This is a genomic window from Pantoea sp. Ap-870, from assembly GCF_011752515.1.
GTDB classification, from domain to species: Bacteria; Pseudomonadota; Gammaproteobacteria; order Enterobacterales; family Enterobacteriaceae; genus Pantoea; species Pantoea dispersa.
This window is the reverse complement of the sequence record NZ_VWXG01000004.1, coordinates 16975-36096: the sequence shown is the minus strand read 5'-3', so window position 1 is coordinate 36096 and position 19122 is coordinate 16975. Positions and strand designations below refer to the sequence as shown.

Annotated in this window: 17 protein-coding genes; 15 read left to right on the top strand and 2 right to left on the bottom strand. The window is 56.5% G+C overall.

The features are described 5' to 3' along the window. Positions 1-8 precede the first annotated feature (8 nt). Together glnD and map are read right to left on the bottom strand one after the other, a co-directional pair. Entirely contained in the window at positions 9-2663 is a 2655-nt protein-coding gene (gene glnD / locus F3J41_RS11375) for a bifunctional uridylyltransferase/uridylyl-removing protein GlnD (RefSeq protein WP_021507492.1), read from the bottom strand. Between the two features lie 197 nt (positions 2664-2860). Further along, complete coding sequence (gene map / locus F3J41_RS11370; protein WP_021507491.1) at positions 2861-3655, bottom strand: type I methionyl aminopeptidase; 795 nt, start codon at positions 3653-3655, stop codon at positions 2861-2863. Positions 3656-3972: 317 nt separating this feature from the next. On the opposite strand from map, the gene rpsB reads away from it, so the two are divergent. From rpsB to rnhB, 15 genes are all read left to right on the top strand, one after another. Then, positions 3973-4692, top strand: coding sequence for a 30S ribosomal protein S2 (rpsB, locus tag F3J41_RS11365; RefSeq protein WP_031279692.1), 720 nt, complete (start codon positions 3973-3975; stop codon positions 4690-4692). A gap of 180 nt (positions 4693-4872) precedes the next feature. Then, positions 4873-5724: a translation elongation factor Ts gene (gene tsf / locus F3J41_RS11360; protein WP_058780470.1), complete on the top strand. Its 852-nt coding sequence runs from the start codon at positions 4873-4875 to the stop codon at positions 5722-5724. Between the two features lie 153 nt (positions 5725-5877). Continuing rightward, positions 5878-6603, top strand: coding sequence for a UMP kinase (gene pyrH, locus F3J41_RS11355; protein WP_010616191.1), 726 nt, complete (start codon positions 5878-5880; stop codon positions 6601-6603). Between the two features lie 148 nt (positions 6604-6751). Then, complete coding sequence (frr, locus tag F3J41_RS11350; protein ID WP_021507488.1) at positions 6752-7309, top strand: ribosome recycling factor; 558 nt, start codon at positions 6752-6754, stop codon at positions 7307-7309. Between the two features lie 115 nt (positions 7310-7424). Next, the gene (gene ispC / locus F3J41_RS11345) at positions 7425-8627 is read left to right on the top strand and encodes a 1-deoxy-D-xylulose-5-phosphate reductoisomerase (protein WP_058774798.1); all 1203 of its coding nucleotides are present in this window, start codon (positions 7425-7427) and stop codon (positions 8625-8627) included. A gap of 165 nt (positions 8628-8792) precedes the next feature. Then, positions 8793-9545 carry a (2E,6E)-farnesyl-diphosphate-specific ditrans,polycis-undecaprenyl-diphosphate synthase gene (gene ispU / locus F3J41_RS11340; protein WP_058759529.1) on the top strand — a complete coding sequence of 251 codons (753 nt, stop codon included), beginning with the start codon at positions 8793-8795 and terminating at the stop codon, positions 9543-9545. 18 nt (positions 9546-9563) lie between these two features. Then, positions 9564-10421, top strand: coding sequence for a phosphatidate cytidylyltransferase (cdsA, locus tag F3J41_RS11335; protein WP_010616187.1), 858 nt, complete (start codon positions 9564-9566; stop codon positions 10419-10421). Positions 10422-10433: 12 nt separating this feature from the next. Next, positions 10434-11783, top strand: coding sequence for a sigma E protease regulator RseP (rseP, locus tag F3J41_RS11330; protein WP_058759530.1), 1350 nt, complete (start codon positions 10434-10436; stop codon positions 11781-11783). 51 nt (positions 11784-11834) lie between these two features. Further along, positions 11835-14246, top strand: coding sequence for an outer membrane protein assembly factor BamA (gene bamA, locus F3J41_RS11325; RefSeq protein WP_021507483.1), 2412 nt, complete (start codon positions 11835-11837; stop codon positions 14244-14246). 113 nt (positions 14247-14359) lie between these two features. Continuing rightward, on the top strand, positions 14360-14857 hold the full coding sequence (skp, locus tag F3J41_RS11320) for a molecular chaperone Skp (protein WP_021507482.1): 498 nt from the start codon (positions 14360-14362) through the stop codon (positions 14855-14857). A gap of 3 nt (positions 14858-14860) precedes the next feature. Further along, on the top strand, positions 14861-15886 hold the full coding sequence (gene lpxD, locus F3J41_RS11315; RefSeq protein ID WP_021507481.1) for a UDP-3-O-(3-hydroxymyristoyl)glucosamine N-acyltransferase: 1026 nt from the start codon (positions 14861-14863) through the stop codon (positions 15884-15886). A 194-nt stretch (positions 15887-16080) separates the two neighbouring features. Next, positions 16081-16536, top strand: coding sequence for a 3-hydroxyacyl-ACP dehydratase FabZ (gene fabZ, locus F3J41_RS11310; RefSeq protein WP_013507953.1), 456 nt, complete (start codon positions 16081-16083; stop codon positions 16534-16536). Positions 16537-16539: 3 nt separating this feature from the next. Then, the gene (lpxA, locus tag F3J41_RS11305; protein ID WP_021507480.1) at positions 16540-17328 is read left to right on the top strand and encodes an acyl-ACP--UDP-N-acetylglucosamine O-acyltransferase; all 789 of its coding nucleotides are present in this window, start codon (positions 16540-16542) and stop codon (positions 17326-17328) included. A 3-nt stretch (positions 17329-17331) separates the two neighbouring features. Then, positions 17332-18480, top strand: coding sequence for a lipid-A-disaccharide synthase (gene lpxB, locus F3J41_RS11300; RefSeq protein WP_058759532.1), 1149 nt, complete (start codon positions 17332-17334; stop codon positions 18478-18480). Further along, positions 18473-19099: a ribonuclease HII gene (gene rnhB / locus F3J41_RS11295; protein WP_058759533.1), complete on the top strand. Its 627-nt coding sequence runs from the start codon at positions 18473-18475 to the stop codon at positions 19097-19099. The genes lpxB and rnhB overlap by 8 nt, the downstream gene beginning before the upstream one ends. The last annotated feature ends 23 nt before the right edge of the window (positions 19100-19122 follow it).

Genomic DNA, 19122 nt, shown 5'->3' with positions numbered 1-19122 from the left:
AAGCCGGGTCACATTTTATCGTTTGGATTAAGTACCTCTGTCAACCGTTGTTGCAGCACGGAGCGCATTTCGGCATCCAGCGCACGTCGTTCGCTGTTGGCAAGGATGAACAAATCCTCCACCCGTTCGCCGATGGTACTGATGCGGGCGCCGTGCAGCGAAACACCGAGGTCAGCAAACACTTCGCCGACGCGCGCCAGCAAACCTGGCTGGTCCAGCGCCACCAGCTCCAGATAGCTGCGGCGGTCGGTATGGGTGGGCAAAAAGTTGACTTCGGTATCGACGCTGAAGTGTTTCAGACGTGACGACGGCCGGCGCGTACGCGGTGGCACCCACTGCGTTTGCGTGATCGCCTGCTCCAGCGCCTGAATAATCAGCGGATGGCGATCCGCTGCCAGCGGACTGCCGTCCGGCTCCAGCACAATAAAGGTGTCCATGGCCATGCCGTCGCGGCTGGTAAAGATCTGCGCATCGTGCACGCTCAGATTACGGCGATCGAGTTCTCCGGCTACGGCGGCAAACAGGTAAGGGCGATCCGGGCTCCAGATGAAGATCTCGGTGCCGCCGCGCGTGGCCTGCGGGCTCACCAGCACCAGCGGTTTGCTGAGGTCATGATTGATCAGATGCCGCGCGTGCCACGCCAGCTGGTTGGGCGTATGGCGCAGGAAGTAGTCGGCGCGGCAGCGGCTCCAGATATGGTGCAGGCGCTCTTCGTTGAGATTTTCCATGCGCAGTAGCGCCAGCGCCTGCAGCCGGTGATGACGCACGCGCTCGCGCAGATCCGGGCTGTTCTCCATACCGCGGCGCAGCTGTTTTTCGGTGGCGAAGAACAGCTCACGTAGCAGGCTCTGTTTCCAGCTGTTCCACAGGCTTTCATTGGTGGCACAGATGTCGGCAACCGTCAGGCAGGCCAGATAGCGCAGCCGGTTTTCATTTTGCATCACTTCAGCAAACTGCTGAATCACCGTGGGGTCCTGAATGTCGCGACGCTGAGCAGTCACCGACATCAGCAGGTGATGACGCACCAGCCACGCCACCAGCTGCATTTCGCGCGAATTGAGGCCGTGCAGCTCAGCAAAGTCCAGCGCGTCCTGCGCGCCAAGAATCGAGTGGTCGCCGCCGCGCCCTTTGGCGATATCGTGCAGCAGCGCGGCCATCAGCAGCAGCTCCGGCTGTGGCAGGCGCGGCCACAGCTCGACGCACAGCGGGTGCATCGGGCGCGTGGCTTCGTCGGCAAAACTTTCCAGCTTCTGCAACACGCGGATGGTGTGCTCATCCACGGTGTAGGCGTGAAACAGGTCGAACTGCATCTGGCCGACAATATTGCCCCACAGCGGCGTATAAGCCCACAGTACGCTGTGGCGATGCATCGGCAGCAGCGCGCGCTTTACCGCGCCTGGATGGCGCAGAATCGCCATAAAGGTGCGGCGCGCTTCGGGGATCTGACACAGCGGCTGTTGCAGATGACGGCGGGCGTAGCGCAGCTGGCGCAGCGTGGTGGAATAGATGCCGGTGATGGTTTCGTTACGCACCATCACGTAAAACATGCGCAGAATCGCCTGCGGCTCGCGCTCAAACAGCGTGGGATCGCGCAGGTCGATCAGATTACCGCGCAGCTGAAAATCCTCATCGATGCTGCGCGGCTTCTCGGTGGTCGACAGCGCCAGAATGGCTTCGTCAAATAGCTGCAGCAGCATCTGGTTTAGCTCGCCGATACGGCGCGTGACGCGATAGAAATCCTTCATCATACGCTCAACCGGCTCATTGCCTTCGCCACCATAGTTGAGGCGCTGCGCCACGTTGAGCTGGCGATCGAACAGTAAGCGGTTATCGTAGCGCGGCAGCGTCAGGTGCAGCGCGAAACGGATGCGCCAGAGAAATTCCTGGCACTCATTGATCTCATTGCGTTCGGCTTCAGTGAGAAAGCCAAAGCCGACCATCTCATCCATGGTGGTGGCGCCAAAGTGGCGGCGCGCGACCCACTGCAGAGTATGAATGTCGCGCAGCCCGCCCGGGCTGCTTTTGATATCCGGTTCGAGGTTGTAGCTGGTGCCGTGATAGCGCTGATGGCGTTCCAGCTGCTCCTCAATTTTGGCGGCGAAGAAGCGTGACGACGGCCAGAAACCGTCGCTGAAGATATTCTTTTGCAGTTCGAGAAACAGCGCCACGTCGCCGGTCAGCATGCGCGACTCAATCAGGTTGGTGGCGACGGTTAGATCCGACAAGCCCTCCAGCAGACACTCTTCCAGCGTGCGTACGCTGTGGCCGACCTCCAGCTTGAGATCCCACATCAGCGTCAGCAATTCTGAGGTGCGCTGCGCGGCAGCTTCGTCCAGTGGCTGACGGCTCAGGATCAGCACGTCGATGTCCGACAGCGGATGCAGCTCACCGCGGCCATAGCCGCCCACCGCCACCAGCGCAATCTCTTTCATCTGGTCAAAGCCAAACAGTCGCCATAGCCGGCGCAGCAGGCGATCGATAAACAGCGTGCGCGCATCAATCAGTGATTCAATATCGCTGCCGGCGTCAAAAGCGCTGCCCAGATGCTGCTGGAACTGTTCAAGATACTGTTTGAGTTTGTCGCGCGTCAGCGCGTCGTCTGGCCAGCTGGCGGGGGAATCGGTCAGGCCTTTGTGTACTGCTTCGGTCACGCTACCACTCATCAACATGCCTCTTCTGCGCCATAAAAAGCGGGCTTAACGCCGTGATGCCGTTCAGTTAGCCACCGTCCGTGACATCACCGCAGTAGCGGCGCGGGTTAACGCGCAACTGATGGCGCCGCTACGGGAGGTGCAGGGATGGGTGAACCTAAACTGACAGGCGTTCGTTTTGAGCCGGCCTGTTATCCTGATGACGAGCGTTACGCGTTGTTTTCCAGCACCGCTGGAATAGTGTCGTCGGCGCGCAGCGTCAGGATTTCACAGCCGTTTTCCGTCACCACAATAGTATGCTCATACTGTGCGGACAAGCTGCGATCTTTGGTTTTCACCGTCCAGCCATCTTTCATGGTGCGGATGCGATAATCACCGGCGTTTACCATCGGTTCGACGGTAAATGTCATGCCAGCCTGCAGCACCACGCCGCTGTCGTCGGCATCGTAATGCAGCACCTGCGGCTCTTCATGGAAGCCTTTACCGATGCCGTGTCCGCAATACTCGCGAACCACGGAAAAATCCTGTGCTTCCACGTATTTCTGAATCGCCCGGCCCAGTTCACGCAGGCGAATGCCCGGCTTCACCAGACGCAGCGCAATGTACAGGCTCTCCTGCGTAACCCGGCACAGGCGCTCACCCTGAATCGTCGGTTTGCCGACGATGAACATCTTTGACGTATCGCCATGGTACTCATCTTTGATCACCGTGACGTCGACGTTAACGATATCCCCGTCTTTCAGCACGCGATCGTCGCTGGGAATACCGTGACATACCACTTCGTTGACCGAAATACACACCGATTTCGGGAAGCCGTGGTAGCCGAGACAGGCTGAAATGGCCTGCTGCTTTTCGGTGATGTGCTGGTGGCACAGACGGTCAAGCTCGCCGGTGGTGACGCCCGGCACGACGTGTGGAGCGATCATCTCCAGCACTTCTGCAGCCAGACGGCCCGCCACGCGCATTTTTTCGATTTCTTCTGGGGTTTTGATTGAAATGGCCATTAAATAATCCGCAATCGCCGCAATTTTCGACAATAATGAGTTCTGTGGCAGTCATGTTAGCAGTCAGCAAATGGGCTGCCAAATCGGGATTACAGCCTGCCGCTCATGCTAACAACTGTTGGCGTATTCCTGCGCATTGTGGTATAAAGCGCGCCGACGATTCTCTGTCACCTCGTATGAGAGGGCAGGAAACGCATAAATCTCATTATGTGTACTAAAACACACATGTATCGACACGTACGCCGGGGTGCCTCGTAAGAGGTCGGTTGTATGGGATACATGGAGGCCCAACCCCAAACAAACTTTTAGAGGTAATCATGGCAACTGTTTCCATGCGCGACATGCTCAAGGCTGGTGTTCACTTCGGTCACCAGACCCGTTACTGGAACCCAAAAATGAAGCCATTCATTTTCGGTGCGCGTAACAAAGTTCACATCATCAACCTTGAGAAAACCGTACCAATGTTCAACGAAGCCCTGGCTGAGCTGAACAAGATCTCTTCCCGTAAAGGTAAGATTCTGTTTGTTGGTACCAAGCGCGCTGCTGCCGAAGCGGTAAAAGAGTCTGCACTGAGCTGCGACCAGTTCTTCGTTAACCACCGCTGGCTGGGTGGTATGCTGACCAACTGGAAAACCGTTCGTCAGTCAATCAAACGCCTGAAAGATCTGGAAACTCAGTCTCAGGACGGTACTTTCGACAAACTGACCAAGAAAGAAGCACTGATGCGTGCTCGTGAGCTGGCCAAGCTGGAAAACAGCCTGGGCGGTATCAAAGATATGGGCGGTCTGCCGGATGCACTGTTCGTTGTTGACGCTGACCACGAACACATCGCAATCAAAGAAGCAAACAACCTGGGTATCCCGGTATTTGCTATCGTTGATACTAACTCTGATCCAGACGGCGTTGATTTCGTTATCCCAGGTAACGACGATGCGATCCGTGCTGTAAGCCTGTACCTGACTGCCGTTGCCACTACCGTGCGCGAAGGCCGTTCACAGGACCTGGCTGAGCAGGCTGAAGAAGCTGCTGAAGCTTAATAAGGTTCGCTCTTTCTGAGAGCCCTTAGACATCAGATGTGATCTGTTAAGGGGCCGTGAAGGCCCCTTTATTTATCTCACTTAGTCACGCACCCTGTTCGGGCTGGCGGGGCAAGTAAATTTTCCGCAACAAGTTTCTGACAGTGTGAAAGCACTGCGAGACGAATCGAGGATTCTGGAATGGCTGAAATTACCGCTGCACTGGTAAAAGAACTGCGCGAGCGTACTGGCGCAGGCATGATGGACTGCAAAAAAGCGCTGACCGAAGCGAACGGCGACATTGAGCTGGCGATCGAGAACATGCGTAAGTCTGGTGCGATCAAAGCTGCTAAGAAAGCAGGCAACGTGGCTGCTGACGGCGTGATCAAAACCAAAATCGCTGACGGCTACGCCGTGATTCTGGAAGTGAACTGCCAGACTGACTTCGTGGCAAAAGATGCCGGTTTCCAGGCCTTTGCTGACAAAGTGCTGGACGCTGCTGCTGCCGGTAAAGTGACTGATGTGGAAGTTCTGAAAGCGCAGTTCGAAGAAGAGCGCGTGGCACTGGTTGCGAAAATCGGTGAGAACATCAACATCCGTCGTGTTGCTGTCCTCGAAGGTGCTGAGCTGAACGGCTATCTGCACGGCGCACGTATCGGCGTACTGGTTTCTACCACCGGTGCTGATGAAGAGCTGAGCAAGCAGATTGCTATGCACGTTGCTGCCAGCAAGCCAGAGTTCGTGAAGCCAGAAGACGTTTCTGCTGACGTGGTTGAGAAAGAGTACCAGGTTCAGCTGGACATCGCGATGCAGTCTGGCAAGCCAAAAGAGATTGCTGAGAAGATGGTTGAAGGCCGCATGAAGAAATTCACCGGCGAAGTCTCTCTGACCGGTCAGGCTTTCGTTATCGATCCGAGCAAAACTGTTGGCCAGGCGCTGAAAGAGAAAGGCGCTGACGTGATCAACTTCATCCGCTTCGAAGTGGGCGAAGGCATTGAGAAAGTCGAATCTGACTTTGCAGCCGAAGTTGCTGCCATGTCCAAACAGTCTTAATGGTTTGCAGGAACCGCCGAGAGGCGGTTCTTTTTTGTCTGCGTTTTGGCGCAGCAATTTTCAGTCTCATCCCAATAGCTTTTCTCACGCGCTAAGCGGATGATCGATCAGATTTAACTTCTCATTCATCTTATCTTCCAGGAAGAATTGACCATGGCGACCAACGCAAAACCTGTATATCAACGTATCTTACTGAAACTGAGCGGCGAAGCACTGCAGGGTGCCGAAGGTTTTGGTATCGACGCGAGCGTGCTTGACCGTATGGCGCAAGAGGTGAAAGAGCTGGTTGAGCTGGGCATTCAGGTGGGTGTGGTAATTGGTGGCGGTAACCTGTTCCGTGGCGCGGGTCTGGCGCAGGCAGGCATGAACCGCGTGGTCGGCGACCACATGGGGATGCTGGCGACCGTGATGAACGGCCTGGCAATGCGTGACGCACTGCATCGTGCGTACGTTAACGCGCGCCTGATGTCGGCGATTCCGCTGAACGGCGTGTGTGATAACTACAGCTGGGCAGAAGCCATCAGCCTGCTGCGCAATAACCGCGTGGTGATCTTCTCTGCCGGTACCGGCAACCCGTTCTTTACCACCGACTCAGCGGCCTGCCTGCGCGGCATCGAAATCGAAGCGGACGTGGTACTGAAAGCCACCAAGGTCGACGGCGTCTACTCAGCCGACCCGGTGAAAAATCCGGATGCCACGCTGTACGAACAGCTGACCTACGGTGAAGTGCTGGAAAAAGAGCTGAAAGTGATGGATCTGGCCGCCTTTACGCTGGCGCGCGACCATCAACTGCCGATCCGCGTCTTCAATATGAACAAGCCTGGCGCGCTGCGTCGCGTGGTGATGGGTGAAAAAGAAGGCACCCTGATTACGCATTAATACCCGACGCAGGATAAAATAAGGTATATTCTGTTGGCGCGCTGCACTGCTGTCGCGCAGCATTCAGGATGATCGATGTTTATCGATACCGTTTCCGTTCCGCTGCGTCCGGAAGTGGCCAGGTCAAACCGAATCCAAGGGTTTCAACGTGATTAACGATATTAAAAAAGATGCTGAAACGCGCATGGACAAATGCGTGGAAGCATTCAAAAACACCATCAGCAAAGTGCGCACCGGTCGTGCTTCGCCTTCATTGCTCGACGGCATCGTTGTGGAATATTACGGTACGCCAACGCCGCTGCGTCAGCTGGCCAGCGTCACCGTTGAAGATTCACGCACGCTGAAAATCAACGTGTTCGATCGCTCAATGGGTCCGGCAGTCGAGAAAGCCATCATGGCTTCTGACCTCGGCCTCAACCCAAGCTCAGCCGGTAGCGACATTCGTGTTCCACTGCCTGCGCTGACCGAAGAGCGTCGTAAAGATCTGATCAAGGTTGTGCGTGGCGAAGCCGAGCAGGGTCGTGTTTCCGTGCGCAACGTGCGCCGTGACGCGAACGACAAGATCAAGGCGCTGCTGAAAGACAAAGAGATCAGCGAAGACGACGAACGTCGCTCGCAGGACGAGATCCAGAAAATGACCGACGTTCGCATCAAACACGTTGATGCGGCGCTGGCCGAGAAAGAGAAGGAACTGATGGAATTCTGATTCCGTCATTTGCCTGACAAAACGCCGTTCAGAGACGTAGTACGACTCTGGCGGCGTTTTACATTGTGCCCGGCGTACGCGCGGGCGCGCACCACGACTTCACAGGGACAGCACCATGAAGCGATTAACTCTGCTGGGTTCGACCGGCTCAATTGGCACCAGCACGCTGGCGGTAGTGGCGGCGCATCCTGAGCGCTATCAGGTAACTGCGCTGGTGGCTGGTCAGAATGTGGCGCTGATGGCCGAACAGTGTCAGCAATTTAAACCGCGCTATGCGGCGATGTCCGACGACGCTTCCGCTGCGGCGCTGCGTGAACGACTGAAAGCACTCAACATCGATACGGAAGTGCTCTCCGGCGTTCAGGCCGCCTGCGAACTGGCCGCACTGGATGAGGTCGATCAGGTGATGGCCGCCATTGTGGGCGCTTCCGGTTTACAACCGACGCTGGCCGCCATTCGCGCCGGCAAAACCGTCCTGCTTGCCAATAAAGAATCGCTTGTCACATGCGGCCGTTTGTTTATGGAGGCGGTACGCCAGCATCAGGCGCAGCTGCTGCCGGTCGACAGCGAGCACAACGCCATTTTTCAGAGTTTGCCCGCTTCCATACAGCATCAGTTGGGGTACGCTGATCTGCGGGAGAATGGCATCGAGTCGATTCTCCTTACGGGATCGGGTGGTCCTTTTCGTGACACGCCATTAGCCGAGCTGGCCGCTATGTCGCCAGACCAGGCCTGTGCGCATCCGAACTGGTCAATGGGGCGTAAAATCTCCGTTGATTCGGCCACCATGATGAATAAAGGTCTTGAATACATTGAAGCCCGCTGGCTGTTTAACGCCACCGACGCACAAATGGAGGTCATCCTGCATCCGCAGTCGGTGATTCACTCCATGGTGCGATACTGCGACGGTAGCGTGCTGGCACAGCTGGGTTCACCCGATATGCGCACGCCAATCGCCCACAGCATGGCCTGGCCGGCACGTATTACCGCAGGCGTAACGCCGCTTGATTTCACCCGAATGAAGGCGCTGACGTTTGCTGAGCCGGACTACGCACGCTATCCCTGCCTGAAGCTGGCAATCGATGCATGCGCAACCGGACAGGCGGCCACCACCACGCTGAACGCAGCCAATGAAGTCGCGGTAGCGGCATTTCTGCAGCATCAGATTCGCTTTACCGATATCGCGGCCATCAACAGTGAAGTGCTGGCAACCCTGCAGTGTCAGGAGCCGGGCAGCGTGGATGACGTGATGGAGATTGATCGGATCGCACGCGTGCGGGCCACGGCGTTGCTGCCGCGCTTTCGTTTAGCCGGTTGATGGTGGCGCTATTTGTTCGCTCAGGGTGAAAATGGTATAGTCGCTCGCTCGCGTTTTACGGCCCGACATTGTTTCGATGTCATCCGGTGAGGTTACCGGCGTTTGCCGCAGGCGCAATGTATTCAGAAACCACAGCATTTCTGATGAAAGGAATTATTACGCGTTATGTCGTCCAACAATCACAATACAATCGATGACGGGTCGTACTGCACGCCACGTCACGTGGCCATCATTATGGATGGTAATGGTCGCTGGGCAAAAAATCAGGGCAAACTGCGTATTTCAGGCCACAAAGCCGGGGTAAAATCAGTACGCCGGGCCGTCAGCTTTGCGGTCAGCAACAAGCTGGAAGCGCTCACGCTCTATGCGTTCAGCAGTGAAAACTGGAGCCGACCGGTACAGGAAGTGACGGCCTTAATGGAATTGTTTGTCTGGGCGCTCGACAGCGAAGTCAAAAGCCTGCACAAGCACAATGTGCGTCTGCGCATTATTGGTGATATCAGCCGTTTCAATAACCGCATTCAGGAACGCATTCGCCGCGCCGAGGAACTGACTCAGCAAAATGATGGACTCACCCTCAACATTGCTGCCAACTATGGTGGCCGTTGGGATATTATCCAGGGTGTAAAAAAACTGGCTGAACAGGTTCAGGAAGGACTGCTACGTCCTGACCAGATAACTGAAGAAAGTCTGGCTCCGCATCTGTGTATGCAGGAGCTGGCGCCGGTGGATTTAGTGATAAGGACCGGGGGAGAGCATCGGATCAGCAACTTCCTGCTGTGGCAGATCGCCTATGCTGAGTTTTGGTTTACCGATGTTCTCTGGCCTGATTTTGATGAACACGTTTTTGAAGGTGCACTGAATGCATTCTCTCTGCGGGAGCGACGCTATGGCGGCGCTGCACCAGGCGGCGCCTGAGCAACCTGGGGGTAACCTTTGCTGAAGTCTCGTCTGATCACCGCGTTTATTCTGATTCCGCTGGTGATCGCTGCTCTGTTTTGGTTGCCGCTGTCCGGTTTTGCGATTACCACCATCATCATCTGCATGCTTGCCGCCTGGGAGTGGGGGCAGCTGGCGGGGATGGCAACGCGTCAGCAGCGTATCTGGCTGGCGGTGCTATGCGGCCTGCTGCTGGCGGTGATGCTGTTCACCCTGCAACCCTATCAACGTAATCTGCACCAGTTCCAGATGGAGAGCTCGCTCTGGGCCTCGCTGGGCTGGTGGATTGTCGCGCTGTTTCTCGTGCTGTTTTATCCGGCCTCCGCTGCGCTGTGGCGCGCATCGCGTCCGCTGCGCCTGCTGTTTGGCGTGCTGACCGTGGTGCCGTTCTTCTGGGGCATGATGGCGCTGCGCCAGTATCACTATGACACCGACCATTTCGCCGGCGCCTGGTGGCTGCTGTTCGTGATGTTCCTCGTCTGGGGCGCGGATTCCGGTGCTTACATGTTTGGTCGTCTGTTCGGCAAACATAAGCTGGCGCCGAAAGTCTCACCGGGCAAAACCTGGGAAGGATTCTTTGGCGGACTGCTGTCATCGGCGATTATCGCCTGGCTGTTTGCGCTGCTGGCCCCGCTGTCGGTGGCGCCGGGCACGCTGATTATCTGCGCCGTGATTGCCACGCTGGCCTCCGTGCTGGGCGATCTCACGGAAAGTATGTTCAAACGTGAAGCCGGTATCAAAGACAGCGGTAACCTGATTCCGGGGCACGGTGGTATCCTCGATCGCATTGATAGCCTGACAGCCGCGGTGCCGGTATTTGCCTGCCTGCTGCTGCTGGTGTTCCGCACCCTCTGAGGATAAGCGACGATGTTGAGCATACTCTGGAGTTTTGTCGCCTTTATCGTGGCGCTCGGCGTGCTGATTACGGTGCACGAGTTCGGCCACTTCTGGGTGGCGCGTCGCTGCGGTGTCAAAGTAGAACGCTTCTCGATCGGTTTCGGCAAAGCCCTGTGGCGTCGCACTGACCGCCAGGGCACGGAATACGTGATCGCGCTGATTCCGCTCGGTGGCTACGTCAAAATGCTCGACGAGCGCGTAGAGAGCGTGCCCGCTGAGCTGCGTCATCAGGCCTTCAACAATAAAACCGTGCTGCAGCGTGCCTCAATCATTGCCGCCGGTCCCATCGCCAATTTCATCTTTGCCGTATTTGCCTACTGGGTGGTGTTCATCCATGGTGTGCCGGGTGTTCGCCCGGTGGTCGGCGAAATTATGAGCGGTTCCGTCGCGGCAGAAGCGCAAATTACCTCCGGCATGGAACTTAAAGCGGTTGACGGTATCGAAACGCCTGACTGGGATGCTGTGCGCCTGGCGCTGATTGGTAAAATCGGCGACAGCAGTGCCACGCTGACCGTGTCACAGTTTGGTCAGCAGGCGACGCAGCAGAAGCAGCTCAATCTGCGTGACTGGCAATTTGAACCGGACAAACAGGACCCGGTGGTCGCTTTAGGCATTCGACCGCGCGGGCCGCAAATCGAAACCACGCTGGCAGAAGTGCAGGCGCGTTCACCGGCAAGTGCTGCCGGTTTGCAAGCCGGCGACAGGATCGTTAAAGTCGATGGTCAGCCATTAACGCAATGGCAGGTTTTTGCGGCTCAGGTTCGGGATAATCCCGGCAAAAACATGGCGCTGGAGGTTGAGCGTAACGGTGAACCGTTAACGCTGACGCTAACGCCGGAAGCGAAACCGGGCAACGCAGCGGAAGGTTTTGCCGGGGTGATCCCGCGTGTTATCCCGCTGCCGGATGAGTACAAAACGGTAAAACAGTACGGACCTTTCGCCGCGATTGGTGAAGCCGGTGTCAAAACCTGGCAACTGATGAAGCTGACGGTTTCGATGCTGGGCAAGTTGATAACCGGGGACGTCAAGCTGAATAACCTGAGCGGGCCAATTTCGATTGCGCAGGGTGCCGGATTATCAGCTGAATATGGGGTGATTTATTACCTGATGTTCCTCGCGCTGATTAGCGTCAACTTAGGGATCATCAATCTGTTCCCTCTGCCGGTTTTAGATGGTGGACATCTGCTCTTTCTGGCGATCGAAAAGATCAAAGGTGGACCGGTGTCCGAGCGAGTTCAGGACTTCAGTTATCGCATCGGCTCAATTTTGCTGGTGCTTTTAATGGGGCTTGCACTTTTCAATGATTTCTCTCGCCTGTAATCGCTGGAACGCAGACAGGCGCGGGATGTGTTAGGAAAACGCATAACAACGATGGCGATGAAAAAGTTGCTCATAGCGTCGCTGCTGTTTAGCAGCGCCACCGTTTACGGTGCAGACGATTTCGTAGTGAAGGACATTCATTTCGAAGGTCTACAGCGAGTCGCCGTCGGCGCGGCTCTGCTCAGCATGCCGGTACGCGTCGGTGATACGGTGAATGATGATGACATCAGAAACACCATTCGCTCACTGTTCGCTACCGGTAACTTTGAAGATGTCCAGGTTCTGCGTGACGGCACCACCCTGATTGTTCAGGTGAAGGAACGTCCGACCATTGCCAGCATCACCTTCTCCGGTAACAAAGCGGTGAAAGAGGATCAGCTGAAGGAGAACCTTGAGGCCTCCGGTGTGCGCGTCGGCGAAGCGCTTGACCGCACCACGCTCTCTTCCATCGAGAAGGGGCTGGAGGACTTTTACTACAGCGTCGGTAAATATACCGCCAGCGTCAAAGCCATCGCGACGCCGCTGCCGCGTAACCGTGTCGATCTGAAATTCGTCTTCCAGGAAGGCGTCTCGGCCAAGATCCAGCAGATCAACATTGTCGGCAACAAAGCGTTCAGCTCAGACGAACTGATCTCCCGCTTCCAGCTGCGCGATGAAGTGCCGTGGTGGAACGTGGTGGGCGATCGTAAATACCAGAAGCAGAAGCTGGCGGGCGATCTCGAAACCCTGCGCAGCTTCTATCTGGATCGCGGTTATGCGCGTTTCAATATTGATTCCACGCAGGTGAGCCTGACGCCGGACAAGAAAGGCATCTACATCACCGTCAACATCACTGAAGGCGATCAGTACAAGATTGCCGGCGTGATCGTCAACGGTAGCATGGCGGGTCACTCGGCGGAAATTGAGCACCTGACGCAGATTCCTAACGGTGAGCTGTATAACGGCACCAAAGTCACCCAGATGGAAGATGACATCAAGAAGCTGCTGGGCCGTTATGGCTACGCCTATCCACGTGTGGTGACGCAGCCGGAAATCAACGATGCGGATAAAACCGTTAAGCTGCACATCAACGTTGATGCCGGTAACCGTTACTACGTGCGTAAAGTGCGTTTTGAAGGTAACGACACCTCGAAAGATGCCGTACTGCGCCGCGAAATGCGTCAGATGGAAGGCGCATGGCTGGGCAGCGACCTCGTCGATCAGGGCAAAGAGCGCCTGAACCGTACCGGTTACTTCGAAACCGTGGACGTTGATACCCAGCGCGTTCCGGGCTCGCCAGACCAGGTTGACGTGGTTTACAAAGTCAAAGAGCGTAACACCGGTACCTTCAACTTTGGTGTGGGTTACGGTACTGAGAGTGGCGTCAGCTTCCAGGTTGGCGTGACCCAGGAGAACTGGCTCGGCACCGGTAATACCGTCGGCATCAGCGGTACCAAGAACGACTACCAGACTTACGCAGAATTCTCACTCACCGATCCGTACTTCACGGTGGACGGTGTGAGCCTCGGCGGCCGCCTCTTCTACAACGACTTTAAAGCGGATGATGCTGATCTCTCCGACTACACCAACAAAAGTTACGGTGTGGACGGTACGCTCGGCTTCCCGGTTAACGAAAACAACACGCTGCGCGTTGGCTTAGGTTATGTGCACAACGACCTGTCCAACATGCGTCCGCAGGTGGCGATGTGGCGTTACCTTGACTCGGTGGGTCGTCATCAGGGGCTGAATGATGACGGTGATTTCTCTGCGGATGACTTCACCTTCAACTACGGCTGGACGTACAACACGCTCGATCGTGGTTTCTTCCCGACGCGCGGTAACCGTACCAACCTGAACGGTAAAGTGACCATCCCGGGCTCTGATAACTCGTTCTACAAAGCGACGCTGGACACCCAGCAGTACGTGCCGCTGAACCGTGATGGCACCTGGGTGGTGCTGGGTCGTGGCCGTGTTGGCTACGGTGACGGACTCGGTGGCAAAGAGATGCCGTTCTATGAGAACTTCTACGCCGGTGGTTCCAGCACCGTGCGTGGCTTCCAGTCCAACACCATTGGTCCGAAAGCCGCTTACCTGAACGATCGCTCGTCGAGCTGTAATCTGACCGATCCGGACGGCATCTGTAAGTCTGACGATGCGGTGGGCGGTAACGCCATGGCGATCGCCAGCCTTGAGCTGATTACGCCAACGCCGTTCCTGAGCGAGAAATATGCAAACTCAGTACGTACCTCGGTATTTATGGATGCCGGTACCGTCTGGGATACCAAGTGGCAGAACACCGCGGAAACCCGCGCGGCCGGCATTCCGGACTACAGCGACCCGAACAACATTCGCGTCTCTGCCGGTCTTGCGCTGCAGTGGATGTCGCCACTTGGACCACTGGTGTTCTCCTACGCACAGCCAGTGAAGAAAGTCGAGGGAGACAAAGCAGAACAGTTCCAGTTTAACATCGGTAAAACCTGGTAAGGTTCTGAGCACGGAAGCAGAGTCGTAGTACGGCATCGCGCCGGCGCCAGACGGGAGCCGGACGATGCCAACACTGTGTCGCTGACACAAACGTTGATGGTAAGGAGTTTATAGTGAAAAAGTTGTTGTGTGCCGCAGGTCTGGGTCTTGCTTTAGCGGTTTCCGCGGGCGTTCAGGCTGCTGACAAAATTGCAGTGGTAAACGTGTCCAGCATTTTCCAACAGTTACCGCAACGTGCGACCGTTGCTAAACAGCTGGAAAACGAATTCAAGGGCCGTGCCACTGAGCTGCAGAGCCAGGAGCGCGATCTGCAGACTAAAATGCAGAAACTGCAGCGTGATGGTTCAACCATGAAGGCCAGCGACCGCAGCCGCATGGAAAAAGACATCATGTCACAGCGCGAAGCATTCTCGACGAAAGCGCAGGCTTTCGATCAGGATAACCGCCGTCGTCAGATGGAAGAGCGTAACAAACTGCTGAGCCGTATTCAGGACGCAGTGAAGAAAGTGGCGGACAGCGAAGGGTATGACGTGGTAATCGACGCCAATGCCGTTGCCTATGCTTCTAACGCGAAAGACATTACTGCTGACGTGCTGAAACAGGTTAAATAATCGATGTCATCAATTCGACTGGCTGATTTAGCCCAGCAGTTGGATGCAGAATTGCACGGAGATGGCGATATCGCCATCTCCGGCATTGCTTCTATGCAATCCGCCACCCCTGGTCAAATCACTTTTCTTGCCAACAGCCGCTACCGCGAGCAGCTCGCACAGGTTCAGGCCTCAGCCGTGGTGCTGACGGAAGCGGATCTGGAGTGGTGTAAAACCGCCGCGCTGGTGGTGAAAAACCCTTACCTGACTTATGCCCGCATGGCACAACTGCTGGACACCACGCCGCAGCCCGCGCAAAATATCGCGCCCAGCGCCGTGATCGATCCGAGCGCGAAGCTGGGGAACAATGTCTCGGTGGGCGCTAACGCGGTCATCGAGTCCGGCGTTGAGCTGGGTGATGACGTGGTGATTGGCGCTGGCTGCTTTGTCGGCAAGCGCACGCGCATTGGCCGTGGTTCCCGTCTGTGGGCCAACGTTACGGTTTATCATGAAATTCAGATTGGTCAGGATTGTCTGATTCAGTCTGGCACCGTGATTGGTGCCGATGGTTTCGGTTATGCTAACGACCGCGGCAACTGGGTGAAAATTCCTCAGCTGGGCACCGTGGTGATTGGCGATCGGGTAGAAATTGGTGCCTGTACCACGATCGATCGCGGTGCGCTGGATAACACTCTGATCGGCAATGGTGTTATCATAGACAACCAGTGTCAGATTGCGCATAACGTCGTGATTGGTGATAACACCGCGGTTGCCGGTGGTGTGATCATGGCGGGTAGTCTGAAGATTGGGCGTTACTGTATGATTGGCGGAGCCAGCGTCATTAACGGCCATATGGAAATCTGTGACAAAGTGACGGTAACCGGCATGGGCATGGTCATGCGTCCCATCACAGAGCCTGGGGTATACTCATCGGGTATCCCGCTGCAACCCAACAAAACCTGGCGTAAAACGGCAGCGCTGGTGATGAACATCGATGACATGAGCAAACGCTTAAAAGCCATCGAACGCAAGGTCGGCAAAGACGACTGAGCACATCCCGGCTCTACCCGCTTTCATAATAAAGCAGCGTACCTTCTTTCACCTCGGGGTTAACCAGAGTGCGGCAGCAGGTATCATGGTAAGCGAAACGCCACTGAACTGATTTGCGGCCTGCGAAAGATCATTTTGATCGGTGCAGGCCGTGTTATTGTTGCCATCAGATTTTTTAGGACAGGAAGAGTATTTTGACAACTGAAACGCATACTCTGAAAATTGAAGAGATTTTAGAACTGCTGCCGCACCGCTACCCGTTTTTGCTGGTTGACCGCGTGCTGGAATTTGAAGAGCATAAATATCTGCGTGCGGTAAAGAACGTTTCTGTTAATGAACCGTTTTTCCAGGGACACTTCCCTGGTAAACCGATTTTCCCAGGCGTTCTGATCCTGGAAGCGATGGCGCAGGCGACCGGTATTCTGGCGTTTAAAAGCGTTGGAAAACTGGAACCGGGCGAGCTGTACTATTTCGCCGGTATCGACGAAGCCCGTTTCAAGCGTCCGGTAGTGCCGGGCGACCAGATGATCATGGAAGTCACCTTCGAGAAGACCCGCCGTGGCCTGACGCGCTTTAAAGGCGTGGCAACCGTAGACGGTAAGATTGTCTGTGAAGCGACCATGATGTGTGCCCGTAGCCGGGAGGCATAATTAGTGATTGATTCAACCGCCAGCATCCATCCAACGTCCATCATTGAAGAAGGTGCGGTGATCGGCGCCAACGTCCAAATCGGTCCGTTTTGTGTTGTCGGAGCGAACGTGGAAATTGGTGAAGGCACGGTGCTGAAATCGCACGTGGTGGTGAATGGCCACACGCGTATCGGTAAAGATAACCAGATCTACCAGTTCGTTTCGATTGGCGAAGTGAATCAGGATCTGAAATATGCCGGTGAACCGACCCGCGTTGAAGTCGGCGATCGCAACCGCATCCGCGAGAGCGTCACCATTCATCGTGGCACCACGCAGGGTGGCGGCCTGACCAAAGTCGGCAGCGACAACCTGCTGATGGTCAATGCGCACATTGCTCATGACTGCGTGATCGGCAATCGCTGTATTCTGGCCAACAACGTAACGCTGGGCGGCCACGTTACCGTGGATGATTTTGCCATCATCGGCGGCGTGACGGCGGTGCACCAGTGGTGCACCATTGGTGCCCACGTGATGGTAGGCGGTTGTTCCGGCGTCGCGCAGGACGTGCCGCCGTATGTGATTGCGCAGGGCAACCATGCCACGCCGTTCGGTGTCAATATCGAAGGCCTGAAGCGTCGTGGCTTCAGCAAAGAAGCACTGCACGCCATTCGTAACGCGTACAAGCTGCTGTACCGCAGCGGTAAAACGCTGGATGAAGTGAAGCCGGAGATTGAAGAACTGGCCAAACTTCATAGCGAAGTGCAGCCTTTCTACGACTTCTTTGCCCGTTCTACCCGTGGATTGATTCGTTAATTCATGTCAGTGCGTCCCTTAACGATTGCCCTGGTCGCCGGAGAAACCTCCGGCGATATTCTTGGTGCCGGATTGATTCGTGCGCTGAAAGCGCGCCATCCTGACGCGCGCTTCGTTGGCGTTGCCGGTCCGCTGATGCAGGCCGAAGGCTGCGAAGCCTGGTACGAGATGGAAGAGCTGGCGGTAATGGGCATCGTTGAGGTGCTTGGCCGCCTGCGCCGTTTGCTGCACATCCGCAAGGATTTAACCCAGCGCTTTACCGAGCTGCGGCCGGATGTCTTCGTCGGCATCGATGCCCCGGATTTCAACATCACGCTGGAAGGCAACCTCAAGCGTGCCGGCATTCGCACCATTCATTATGTCAGTCCCTCCGTGTGGGCCTGGCGACAAAAGCGCGTGTTCAAAATTGGCCGCAACACCGATCTGGTGCTGGCGTTTCTGCCTTTTGAAAAAGCGTTTTACGATCGCTACAACGTGCCGTGCCGCTTTATCGGGCACACCATGGCCGATGCGATGCCGCTGCAGCCGGACAAACTGGCCGCGCGGCGTGAATTAGGCATCGCTGACGATGCGCTGTGCCTTGGCCTGCTGCCGGGCAGCCGTGGCGCGGAAGTGGAGATGCTCAGCGCCGATTTCCTGCGCGCTGCACAGCTGCTGCGCCAGCGCTATCCGGCGCTGGAGATCGTGGTGCCGCTGGTTAACGCGAAGCGGCGCGCGCAGTTCGAGCAGATTAAAGCCAGCGTCGCGCCGGAATTGCCGATGCACCTGCTGGATGGCAAAGGGCGCCAGGCGATGATCGCCAGCGACGCGGCGATTCTGGCTTCCGGCACTGCAGCGCTGGAGTGCATGCTGGCGAAATGCCCGATGGTGGTGGGCTATCGTATGAAGCCGTTCACCTTCTGGCTGGCGAAGCGGCTGGTGAAAACCCCGTACGTTTCGCTGCCTAACCTGCTGGCCGGCCGTGAGCTGGTGCAGGAGCTGCTGCAGGAGGAGTGCCAGCCTGCAGCGTTAGCCGCGGCGCTGGAGCCGCTGCTGCATGCCGGTCCGGAGCGTGACGCGCTGCTGGCCACTTTCACCCAATTGCATCAGCAGATTCGCTGGAACGCCGACGAACAGGCGGCGGATGCGGTACTGGAGATTGCCAATGGCTGAATTTATCTATCCTGATGCCCGGCTGATTGCCGGCGTTGATGAAGTCGGACGTGGCCCGCTGGTCGGTGCCGTGGTGACCGCCGCCGTGATCCTCGATCCAGCGCGGCCGATTGCCGGCCTGGCGGATTCCAAAAAGCTGTCTGAAAAGCGCCGCCTTGCGCTGTTTGATGAAATCAAAGAGAAAGCGCTGGCGTGGAGCCTGGGCCGCGCTGAACCGGAAGAGATTGATCAGCTGAACATCCTGCACGCCACCATGCTGGCGATGCAGCGCGCGGTTGCCGGTCTGCATATTGCACCGGATTTTGTCCTGATTGATGGCAACCGCTGTCCGGCGCTGCCGATGCCGTCGCAGGCGGTAGTGAAGGGTGATAGCCTGGTGCGGGAGATCAGCGCCGCCTCGATTATCGCCAAAGTCACGCGCGACCGCGAAATGGCCGAGCTGGACCTGCTGTTTCCGCAGTACGGTTTCGCCCAGCACAAAGGCTATCCGACCGCGCTGCACATGGAAAAACTGACGCAGTTTGGTGCCACACCTCACCACCGCCGCAGCTTTGCGCCGGTGCGTAACGCCCTGATTGATGCTGATGTGCTGGCCGCGCGCCAGCCGACTACGCTTTAATAGCCTGACGCTGTTTTAACCGG